Annotated in this window: 7 protein-coding genes and 1 tRNA gene; 2 read left to right on the top strand and 6 right to left on the bottom strand. The window is 59.6% G+C overall.

The annotated features are described in order from the left end of the window. Position 1: 1 nt before the first annotated feature. The 3 genes from Q0K10_RS04575 to Q0K10_RS04565 are packed head-to-tail and all read right to left on the bottom strand — an operon-like array spanning position 2 to position 4,344. Positions 2 to 1,786, bottom strand: a complete 1,785-nt coding sequence (locus tag Q0K10_RS04575; protein WP_294503790.1) for a hypothetical protein — start codon at positions 1,784 to 1,786, stop codon at positions 2 to 4. Continuing rightward, positions 1,783 to 2,838, bottom strand: a complete 1,056-nt coding sequence (locus Q0K10_RS04570) for a MoxR family ATPase (RefSeq protein WP_294503788.1) — start codon at positions 2,836 to 2,838, stop codon at positions 1,783 to 1,785. Before Q0K10_RS04570 ends, Q0K10_RS04575 begins: the two co-directional genes overlap by 4 nt. A 57-nt stretch (positions 2,839 to 2,895) precedes the next feature. After that, positions 2,896 to 4,344, bottom strand: coding sequence for a hypothetical protein (locus Q0K10_RS04565; protein ID WP_294503784.1), 1,449 nt, complete (start codon positions 4,342 to 4,344; stop codon positions 2,896 to 2,898). A 189-nt stretch (positions 4,345 to 4,533) separates the two neighbouring features. Here Q0K10_RS04565 and Q0K10_RS04560 point away from each other — a divergent pair, with 189 nt between their 5' ends. Then, the gene (locus Q0K10_RS04560; RefSeq protein WP_294503781.1) at positions 4,534 to 5,964 is read left to right on the top strand and encodes a sialate O-acetylesterase; all 1,431 of its coding nucleotides are present in this window, start codon (positions 4,534 to 4,536) and stop codon (positions 5,962 to 5,964) included. Between the two features lie 51 nt (positions 5,965 to 6,015). Here the strand turns inward: Q0K10_RS04560 and cls are convergent, their stop codons facing one another. Further along, complete coding sequence (cls, locus tag Q0K10_RS04555; protein ID WP_294503778.1) at positions 6,016 to 7,506, bottom strand: cardiolipin synthase; 1,491 nt, start codon at positions 7,504 to 7,506, stop codon at positions 6,016 to 6,018. Positions 7,507 to 7,642: 136 nt separating this feature from the next. Between cls and Q0K10_RS04550 the strand changes: the two genes are divergently transcribed. After that, positions 7,643 to 7,718, top strand: a tRNA-Ile gene (locus Q0K10_RS04550). A gap of 244 nt (positions 7,719 to 7,962) precedes the next feature. On the opposite strand, the gene Q0K10_RS04545 is transcribed toward Q0K10_RS04550, so the two are convergent. After that, entirely contained in the window at positions 7,963 to 9,351 is a 1,389-nt protein-coding gene (locus Q0K10_RS04545) for a hypothetical protein (protein WP_294503775.1), read from the bottom strand. A 25-nt stretch (positions 9,352 to 9,376) separates the two neighbouring features. Continuing rightward, positions 9,377 to 10,162: a glucosamine-6-phosphate deaminase gene (nagB, locus tag Q0K10_RS04540; RefSeq protein ID WP_294503773.1), complete on the bottom strand. Its 786-nt coding sequence runs from the start codon at positions 10,160 to 10,162 to the stop codon at positions 9,377 to 9,379. Between the last annotated feature and the right edge of the window lie 187 nt (positions 10,163 to 10,349).

Below are 10,349 nucleotides of genomic sequence, written 5' to 3'. Positions count from 1 at the left end.
TCTACTCCTCTCCCGAAAAGCTGTAACGGCCGAACACCAGATGGTTCGCCTCAAATTGATCCGGCTCGAATCCCGGCGTGTAGAAAAGCGGCTCTTCCGCGAGTGCCACGTAAAATCCGCCCGCGAAATTTTTTATGTTTTCACGGATGAAATTCTTCTCCGGGGCATCAGAGCGCCCAAACTGCTTGAGGAGCTCCTCCCAGTTCATCTCGCTCCGTCCGGTCCGGAACGAGGTCGGTTTGAGCTGAACGCGCGCGCCCGGGTCGACCGGATCGTCGGTCACGAACAATCGCCCCTCGTCATCCACGACGCCGAGCCCGGTGAGCTTCACGCCGAGGCCGTTCACGACAGAAATTCCCCCTTTCTCCCGCACGATCCGGAGCTGTTCGCGCTGTGGAGTCACGCATTCGATGGCGGCAAAGAGCGGAATCCGCGGCTGAAGCAGCCCCGACCGGAAATGCTGCCCCTCGTTCAGCGAGAGATCGATCTCTCCCGCGCCGTAGAAGTTCAGTTTCTCATCGACGGGGAACACAAATCCTCCTCCCGGCGGGACCGGTGCATAGATTCCCAGCATCACCCGCGTCGCGGCAAGACGATTCTCCTGATCGAGCAGTGTGATTCCATACGCCTTCGCCCGCGAATACCACCCTTCGCTGATTGTGATGAACCCGATCACGAGCAGACAGAAGAGCAGACTGATCGCCGGCGTCGTCGCCAGCAGCAGCATCTCACGGTGAAATTTCTTTAACACAAAGTAGTTGACCGGACCGATCAGAATCACGAACAGGAGCATCACAAAAAAAAGCCAGTGCAACGGAATCGTCGGAATCTCCAGCGCGAGAACATCCATGAATTCCGATGCCAAATTCATCCCGCTTTCCGTGTCGCCGGAACAGAGGATCTCCAGACGTATCAACCCGGGCGTGATCTCATATTCCGGCGTGTCCTCACTTCCCGGCGGATTGCCGCCAAACAGATCAGCTCCGCCCGACGCTTTCATATCGTCCCCGGAATCAGATGTTTTCAATTTCTTAAGTCCGCCGGGGGGGATCGGGCGGCAGAGAATGCGTTTTCCCCAGCCGTGACGAGTTTCCATCACGCCGTTCTCCGGCTCCTTCCCCTCCGGCCACGCCGCATCAGGCGGCACGCAGACCACGAGTGCCCCGCCGCCGAACATCCAACGCCTGAGCGCGGTTTCCACCTCGGGCGGCAGCCGATCCTCCGAAGAGATCCAGACGGAGTGGATTCCCGCATAATCGCGCGCATTCCTCCCCCATTGCGCCACCGGGACGGAGGAGACCTCCACCCGGCTCGAATAATTGTCCTTCAAAAACTGACGATACTGATCGAACGGAAGCGATTCGGAGGCAAGAGAGATGCGAGAATAGACCGTGCTGTTGCCCGAAACCTGAATGGAATGCCGCACCGCGCGACCATTGATCACCAGATCGAGCGCAACATCGTAAAAATATCTCGCAAAATAACTCTGATCGTTCCGGGGCCAGAAAAGCTTCACGTTCCGGACCGCTCCCGGCGGAAGCAGCACCGACCGTTCCGCCGAACAGCTCTCCACGGATTGGGAGTTCGCCCGCAGCCGCATCCAGATTTCCGCCGGTTCCGCGCCGCGGTTCTCCAATCGGAATTCCCGGACAAAATATTGGAATTTACCGCCTTCCTGCAGCATGAGGGGAACCGTTTCAACCGAAATTTCGCCGAACTCTTCGGCCCGGCAGAACCACGCCGCAAAGAGAAGAAGCAGAATGCAGCCCGTCGTTCGGAATCTCATTTTTTCACCTCCCCGGATTCGAGCGCCACCCCGGCGGGCAGTCCGAGCCCGGCGGGCTCGACCTTCTCAAGCAGCAGATCGATCAGATCGAAACTCGTCACCTTTTCGAGCCGAGCCTGATAGTTCAGGATCAGCCGGTGATTCAGCACCGCGGGCGCGACGCTCTTCACATCCTCGAAGCCGACCGACGGGCGCCCCGCGAGCAGCGCCGCGGCGCGCGCCGACTCCGCCAGCGCGATCGCCGCGCGCGGCGAGGCGCCGAACGACACGAACCGTTCGACCTCCGGCAGCGCCTCCGGAGAGCCGGGGTGCCCCGCCGCCACGAGGCGCGCCATGTAATTCGCAACCGGTTCGCTCAGATAGATCCTCTCCATCGCGTCGAAGAGCTCCGCAAGTTCCGCGGCCGTCACATGGAAGGTCGGGGCGGGCGGTTCGCCGCGGCGGCGTTTCGAGATGATCTCGGTCAGTACGTCCGCATCGACGCCGCCGACCGCGATTTTGAAGAGAAAGCGGTCGAGCTGCGCCTCCGGAATCGGATAGGTTCCCTCAAGCTCGATCGGATTCTGCGAGGCGAGCACGAAAAACGGATCCGGCAGCGGCCGGGTCTCCCCGAGCAGCGTCACGGCGTGCTCCTGCATCGCTTCGAGCATCGCGGACTGCGTCTTCGGCGAGGCGCGGTTGATCTCGTCCGCAAGCACGATGTTCGAGAAGATCGCCCCCGGCTGAAACACCATCTTCCGTTCCCCGTCCGGCATCATCTGCAGAATGTTGCACCCGAGGATGTCGCTCGGCAGCAGATCCGGCGTGAACTGAATGCGCTTGAATTCGAGCGACAGCAAAGATCCGAGCGCCTTGACCAGCGCAGTCTTGCCGACCCCCGGCAGCCCTTCCAGCAGAATGTGACCGCGACTCAGAATTCCGATCAGGAGCAGTCGGTGCACTTCATGGTGACCGAGCAGAATCCGGTCGAGTTCGTCAAGAATCCGGCATGCCCGTTCGCGGATCGGCTGCAGCTCCTCCGGCGGAATGAGTTCGGTCTGGTGATTCATCATGGAACATCTCCTGTTGTATGAAAAATTCAAAATGAGACGCGCCCTGCGGCGCGGAATTCATTTTCCCTTCGGGGTGAAATAACGCTCCACCGCGGCACGGTGTTCGGGATAGACCGGAGTGTCGCGCTGTTCCATCTCGACATCACCGCCGCGCAGATGACCCGCCGCGGCCGCCCGGCGCTCGCTCTCGTCGACGTTCGGCGCCGCAGCAAACCGCTGCACAACCATACTCTGCGCAGGGTCGTTTGCTCCGGCGACGGAGAAATCCCGCCGGGTGGCGGAAGAGTCCTTCGTGTTTCCGATGTAACGGAGCAGTGCATCCCCGCGGCCACGCGAAATTCCTCCTTTTCCAGCCTCCTCCCCGAACGCACACACGGCCAATACGGCCTGCTGGAGTTCGTCGGCACCCGGCGCATTTTTTTCAAGCCAGGAGGCCAGATCCTCTCCGTAGGGGCAGCTGCCGGGGGATGCGCACGCTCCGTTCCGGCCGTCGCACTGCCCGGGGCGGGCGCAACGGGCGTTCATGAGCTTCTGCTCGACGAGTTTGGCAAGTTTCTTCTCCAGATTGCCCGAGGAGTCGCGCATGGCGTCGGCGAGTCGCTTCATCGTCCCGGGATCGAGTTTCGAACTCTCTCTACCCGCATTCGCGAGCATTTCCGCAAGTTCCGGATTTTCCCGCGCAAGCTGTTCAAGCAGCGCCCCCATCTGTGCCGCAGCCTCGGGGGGAACCTGATCGAGCGGCAGGGCACTGAGCGAATCGAGTGCATTCGAAACCATCCGCAGCGTCTCGACCTCGTTCCGCACGCGTTCCCCCGCCGCCTCGCCGGCGAGTTCCACCTTGCGGGCGAGAGCGTCGAGCAGTTCGTAGGTCCGGGCCGTCTCACGCGCGTCGTTGTTGATTTCCAGCGCCTCAAGCCCCGCACGCAGATCCTCCAGTTCCTCTTCCCGCATGAGAGACGCCTCTTCGAGCACTTCGAGTTTCTGCTCCAGCTCCGCGGTTTCCTCCGTGATGTCAAGCGCATGGCGGTTGCCGGAAACGATACGTGACTGGGGAATCAGCAGTGCTCCGACCAGAAAAATCATACCCGCCGCCGCCACGGCGACTCCTCTCCGGCAGCCGACCCGGATTTTCGGCATCGGCGGCAGCAGGAGTTGTCCGCGCCACGCACCGGGATCGACTTCAAGAGCGGCAGCAAGCATCCCCCCGGATCCGCCCGCACTGTCGAGCCAGACGAGCAGCTTCCGCCTTTCGGGAAGATGCCGTGCCGCCATGCCCGCGCCGCAGACGGCGGAGAGCACCAGGGCGGCCGCCGCGATTCCGGCGGGCGCTGCGGCGGAGAGCGATCCGGCGAAAACCCGCAACAGAAGCACCACGGCTCCGGCCGCAAACGCGGCAGGCCCGAGCACAGAGAGAAATCCGCGCAGAAACAGTGCCACGCCGATTCTCCGGCGCAGTTGCCTCCCCATCACCTCCGCCTTTCGGACGGGATCCTCGAGTCGCTTCATCGTTTCTCCCATGAGTTTTAACGAAAACATAACCGTTTTTTCGGGAAATACAAGAAATTCCACCGCAAAAAACGTTGTTTCTTCTTTTCAGACGCGGAACCGTTTCACTTCTTAGCGGGGACACACAAAACATTTGCATTCTTATCGGTGGAATGCTATACTAAAATCAGTTTTCAGAAGGAGGATTTCATGAAACGACAACTGATTCTCGCCGCGCTTTCCGGTGCGGCCCTCACCCTCGGCGCGGTCGAAACCGCCCCCGTGTTCACCGACGACATGGTCCTGCAGCGCGACACCCCGATCCGCGTCTGGGGAACCGGTAAGTCCGGAGAAAAGGTGGAAGTCACCTTCGGCGACGCCACCGTCCGAGGAACCGTCAGCAGAAACGGCAGCTGGAAACTGGAACTGCCCGCGGCAAAGGCTTCCGCCACAGGCGCTGTTCTCACCGTAAAGGGAGACGACGGAACGAAAACGTTCCGGAACGTTCTCGTCGGCGACATCTGGCTCTGCGCCGGCCAGAGCAATATGCAGTGGGTGCTCAAAAACATCACGAACGCTGCGGAAGTTCTGGCCACGGCGGAAAATCCACAGATCCGCCTCTATCAGGTCCCCCGCGTCTGGAATCGGACCCCGATGACAACGCTCAATGCGCGCTGGACCCTCTGCACGCCGCAGACTGCCGGAAATTTCTCCGCGGTCGGCTACCTCACCGGCGCACAGATACAGAAAACCGTCGGCGTTCCGGTCGGCCTTATTGATATTTCATGGGGCGGCTGCCGAATCGAATCAATGACGACCCTCGAGTCGATGAAGAAATTCAAATCCCTCGAACAGACCGCGAAGTCGACCGCAAGCCAGATCGCCGACATGATGAAGAAAAAAGACGATGAGCTTCGGAAAGACAAACAGCGTCTTCCGGTCGCGCTCTACAATGCGATGGTCCATCCGCTCGGTCCCTTCGCGGTCACGGGAATGCTCTGGTATCAGGGGGAGGACAATCATTCCGAGGGAGCGCTTTACGGGGAAAAACTCAAGGCGCTTGCGGACACCTGGCGCAACAATTTCGCGAATCCGGACATGCCGATCTACATCGTTCAGCTTCCGCCCTTCAAGTACGGCAACGAGGATTCGACCCGGATCCCGAACTTCTGGGCCGCTCAGCAGCGGTTCGCCCAGACCGACAAAAACGCCGGCTTCATCGTCGCGACCGACTGCGGCGAGGAGAACGACATCCATCCTCGCAACAAGATTCCGCTTGCGGAGCGTCTTGCCAATCTTGTCCTGTATCATCATTACAAGATCGGAGACGACTCCGCGATGGCTCCGACCTTCCGTCGTGCAACCCGCGACGGGAACCGGGCGATCGTCGAATTCGATCATGCGAACGGCCTGAAAACCCGCGACGGGAAATCCGTCTCTCACCTGATGCTGGCCGGGAAGGACAACACCTTCCATCCCGCCACCGGAGTGATCGAAGCGGACAAACTCATCGTCACGTCTGAGCGCGTCGCCGAACCGCACCGCCTCCGTTTCGGCTGGGACAAGCTCGCGAATCCGAATCTTGTGAACCGCAAGGGGGTTCCTGCCGCCCCGTTCGACACGGCGGTCAAGGTGGATTGATCCGCCTTCCGTTTTCCGCCCCGGAGCAACGAGTCTCCGGGGCATTTTTCTTTACAGAATCGGGGTGAACAATGCGCAAATATTCTCCCCGAGACGTCGCGGAAACGATTTCGCGCGCTCCTGTTCGAGCGTGACGGGCAGCGAATTTGCGAGTTCCTCAAGATACTGATTGCGCAGCACCTCCGGGAAACCGCTCTCTTCAAAGCAGAAGTCCAGTTCGAAATTCAACCGGAAACTCCGACTGTCGCAGTTGCTTGATCCCATGAATCCCCAGGTGCCATCCACCAGCAACGCCTTGATATGCGAAAAGATCCCCTGTTTGTTGTAAATTCTCACTCCGCTTTCGAGCAGCGTTGAATAGTAGTTCTGCGCCGCCCATGAGACGAAGAAGTGGTCGTTGTTCGCCGGAACGATGATCCGGACGTCGACCCCGCGCGCCGCAGTCAGGCAGAGCAGATTGATGTACTCCGGTCCCGGAACAAAGTAAGGAGTCATGATCCAGAGAGAACGGCGCGCCGACATGGCGGCGGCGAAAAAAAGTTTGCGCGTTCCCTCGTAATTTCCGCCGGGACCGCTGGTCAGCACCCGGACAACGGCCTCCCCCTCCTTCTCCGGAAGCGGGAAATCGTGGGGGCCGACCCCGTCGAGCCACTCTTTGTGCGTGGCATAGGCCCAGTCCTGCAGAAACGACTTGGTCAGTTCCGCGACGGCCGGTCCGGTGATCCGACAGTGGAGATCGTGGATGTGCCGGTTTTTCGGAACCCGCGTGGTGCGTTCATTCTCCTCGGAGATATTGATTCCGCCGGTGTAGGCGATCCGGCCGTCGATCAGCAGGAGCTTTCGGTGGTTTCGCAGCTGGAAATGCCACGGAGTCACCAGATGGAACGGAGAAAACGAATGAATCTGAAAATTGGCGAGCCGCCGCCGGAGAAGCCGACGAAAATAGTGTGAAAAATAACTCCGGATGCTTCCGAGAGAGTCGAACAGCACTTTGACCTCGACCCCGGCCCGGGCGCGTTCTTCCAGCGCCTCCATGAAGGCCCGGCCGACCTCGTCGCTCATGAGGATATAGGACTGCATGCGGATGCAGTGCCGGGCGCAGCGGATGTCTTCAAGCATACGCGGATAGGCGGTGACGCCGTCGCGCAGCATCTCGAGTTTGTTACCCGCGAGCAGTCTGGAATCCGGGAACAGCCGATCGAACATGAAGTTGTGCGGTTTCTCGGCGATATCGGGCTGCGGCTGAAACCGGCTGAGCGACTGCTGGAGCGCCGCGATGGCCGGTCCGAAGTAGCGGCGGGGATCCTCCTTCATATTCCGCTGAAGCTGGAGAACCTTTTTCTGCGCATGTTCGAGCCGGACAATGCCGAAGAGGAAGTAGCAGGCTATACCGACAGCGGGGAGCAGGGCCACAAGAAGCAGCCAGAAGAGCGCTTCGCCCGGCTGTTCCCGTTTCGTAATCAGGATATGCAGACAAATGCCGATGTGAATCAGCAGAAATCCTCCGTATGTCAGCCATCCGTAGTGTCCCAACCAGTCCATACCTCCTCCTGTTTCCAGGCATACCATACTTCACAGTTGTTCAAAAGTCCAGCCGTCGCGGGCGAAAAGCGAAAAAATCCTTCTGGGGGAACTTGCGAAGAAGCCAAACCGGAATTATAGTAAGAGAAATCCCCGTGGATCCGTAGCTCAGCGGTCAGAGCAGGTGACTCATAATCTCTTGGTCGTCGGTTCAAATCCGGCCGGATCCACCACTTTTCCTCCTCAAATTCGTCTCTTGCGCCATGTCGTAAAAATCGGCGGCGTGAAACAGGAAACACGGAAATCAGGGAAGCGGCCCGGCGGACATGAGAAGGGGCGGTCCGCTTGACGTTCGAAGAATTGCGACTCGTACCGTACGCAGTCGCGAAACGAAAAAATCCCCCGTTCAAAAAGATAAAATTTCGGAGCGGCCGCACCGGGCGACCGCTCCGTTCTGCAGAATGCCGGAAACCCGGATCAGAGTTCCGGAAGCGTGGCGGCGATCACCGCCTGCCCATGGCGTTTGAACGCCTCGTCAGGAATGTGGAACTCCACCTTCAGCTCCGGGAACTCCTTTGCAAGGACATCACGCGCAACGTCGAGAATGATCGAACCGCCCTTCCCGCTCGAAACCCGCCCGAGCAGCAGCAGATTCTCCATCGGATAGAACATCGCATAATGCCCTACTGCATAACCGAGATAACTGCCGATCGTGCGGTAGATTTTCGCGGCCCGCTCATCGTCGTTCTCCATCGCTTTCTGCACAAGCTTGAGCTGCTCCGGAAGCGGCGTCCCGGCCGGAAAGTCGAATCCCGCCCGTTTCGCGAGCCGTCCCACCGCCTGCTGCGAGAGATAGAGCGCTCCGACGCCCGCGTCGCCCGACCATTCGTCGACCGGCGCATTCTGTTCACGGTAATCGATCGGAGCGAATGCAAGTTCATTCAGATGATCGGTCAGCGTTCCCTCCGGCGTCACGAAACCGACCGCTTCGCTCGTCCCCATCGCGAGTCCGAGCAGCGCGTTTTTGCCGATGCTGATCGCTCCGGCGAGAGCTGTAACTTCGCCGTCGTTCAACACGACGAACGGGATTCCCGGAAACTGTTTTGCGATCTCGAGGAACACCGGACGCACACGCGACTCGAACTGCTCCTCCGGAATCCCGCGGAACAGCGACGCAATGCGCGGCTGGTTGTCCACGTAAACCCCGGCCGCGCTGCCGCCGATCGAGTCGATGCGCGGCAGTTTTGCAGCCGCGCGCTTCAGCGAGTCGACAATTCCCTCAATGTGGTAGTTGATGTCGCTCTGAAAATAAGGATCCCAGACAACTTCTTCGCTGTGAACGGTTTTCCCATCAATCACCGCCGCACATTTGCGGTCGGAGCCGCCGAGGTCGAATCCGATCCGGCAGCCGTCGAAATGGCCGCCGAGCTTCAACCCGATCTCCTTTGCTGCGGGAGCTGCCTCATAGGCGCATCCCGTGACGGTGAACGGGTGATCGTAGATTTTTTTGCCGATCACGGCGTAGTCGAACTTGCGCGCGCCCTCCGGCGAATAGATCTCCGCCAGAGCGGGAACCAGTTCCGGCGCCCCGGCCACGGTCAGCTTCCAGCCGCCGCGCGCCCAGAGCAGGAACTTGACGATCCGCTCGACGTAACGCAGCGTCAGCGGGCGGTTCGCTTCCGAATCGGACAACACTACGGTGTCAAGCCGCGAGACGCATCCGTTGGCGCGCTCGACGCAGAGCGCGAGGTTCCGCTTCCCGGGATCGGCGGCCGCGAGTTTCGCATATTCCCGGTTCCACAAAGCCGCCGGGACGAATTCCGGATCGAGCTCCGGAACGCACTTCATTGCAACTTGAATCGTCATGATTGCTCCTTGCCGTGCTGCCGGATTACCGGTAGGGTTCCCACTCCGGCTCATTCGCGAATACCCAGTTGTAGTAATCGGTCTGGGTCAGCTGCGAAGCGGCCGCCTCATCGAGAATCACAACCGCGTTCGGATGCATCTGGAGCGCACTGCCGGTGACCATCGACGTGACCGGCCCCTCGATCGCCTTCGCCGCGATGCCGGCCTTTTTCGCGCCGGTGATCAGCATGACGACGCGTGCGGCGTCGAGAATCGTGCCGACTCCCATCGTGAATGCGCGTTTCGGCATCGATTCGGGGGGATTGAAGTAGACGGAATTCTGCGCGTAAGTCGCAGGAGTCAGCGCTTTGGCGCGGGTGCGGCTCGCCAGCGAGGAGATCGGTTCATTGAAGCCGATGTGCCCGTCATTGCCGATGCCGAGCAGCTGAAGGTCGATGCCGCCGGCGTCCTCGATCGCCGCCTCGTAGCGAAGGCCCTCTTCCACCTCATCCTCGGCAAGTCCGTTCGGCAGGTTCGTATTGCGCATATCGATGTTGATCTTGCTGAAGAGATGCTTGTTCATGTAGTAACGGTAGGAGTTCGGATCTTCCGGCGGAAGCCCGATATACTCGTCGAGGTTGAAGGTGACAACGCGGGAGAAATCGACTTCTCCGGCCTTGTTCATGGCGGCGAGATCAGCGTAGACCGCCTCCATCGTGGCACCGGTTGCGAGTCCGAGCTTGAGAAACGGCTTGCGGCGAATCGCTTCGGCAATGAGTTTTGCAGTGAGATTGACGGCCTCCGCCGTCGTCGGACGAATGATGACTTCCATGATGCATGCCTCCATTTCGGCGTTAAAATGGTTTACGCACTAAAGATACACGGTTTTCTCCCGTTTTCGAATGGATGATTGAAGGGAAAGTATGGATTTTTCAGCAAAAAGATCGTCGTCTGGTCGATATCGAAGCAAACATCAGGAAAAATTGAAAACCCAGCAAGCTTGACAAAGGTTTTATTCC

Origin of the sequence: uncultured Victivallis sp., assembly GCF_944391105.1 — a bacterium.
Classification (GTDB): Bacteria; Verrucomicrobiota; Lentisphaeria; order Victivallales; family Victivallaceae; genus Victivallis.
Note: the sequence above shows the minus strand (reverse complement) of the source record. Positions and strands in the feature narration are given on the sequence as shown.

What these genes read in the sequence shown, in the direction of transcription:
- nagB (WP_294503773.1), bottom strand. Translation starts at nt 10,162, where the DNA reads ATGGAAGTCATCATTCGTCCGACGACGGCGGAGGCCGTCAATCTCACT.
- Q0K10_RS04545 (WP_294503775.1), bottom strand. Translation starts at nt 9,351, where the DNA reads ATGACGATTCAAGTTGCAATGAAGTGCGTTCCGGAGCTCGATCCGGAA.
- Q0K10_RS04565 (WP_294503784.1), bottom strand. Translation starts at nt 4,344, where the DNA reads ATGAAGCGACTCGAGGATCCCGTCCGAAAGGCGGAGGTGATGGGGAGG.
- cls (WP_294503778.1), bottom strand. Translation starts at nt 7,506, where the DNA reads ATGGACTGGTTGGGACACTACGGATGGCTGACATACGGAGGATTTCTG.
- Q0K10_RS04560 (WP_294503781.1), top strand. Translation starts at nt 4,534, where the DNA reads ATGAAACGACAACTGATTCTCGCCGCGCTTTCCGGTGCGGCCCTCACC.
- Q0K10_RS04575 (WP_294503790.1), bottom strand. Translation starts at nt 1,786, where the DNA reads ATGAGATTCCGAACGACGGGCTGCATTCTGCTTCTTCTCTTTGCGGCG.
- Q0K10_RS04570 (WP_294503788.1), bottom strand. Translation starts at nt 2,838, where the DNA reads ATGATGAATCACCAGACCGAACTCATTCCGCCGGAGGAGCTGCAGCCG.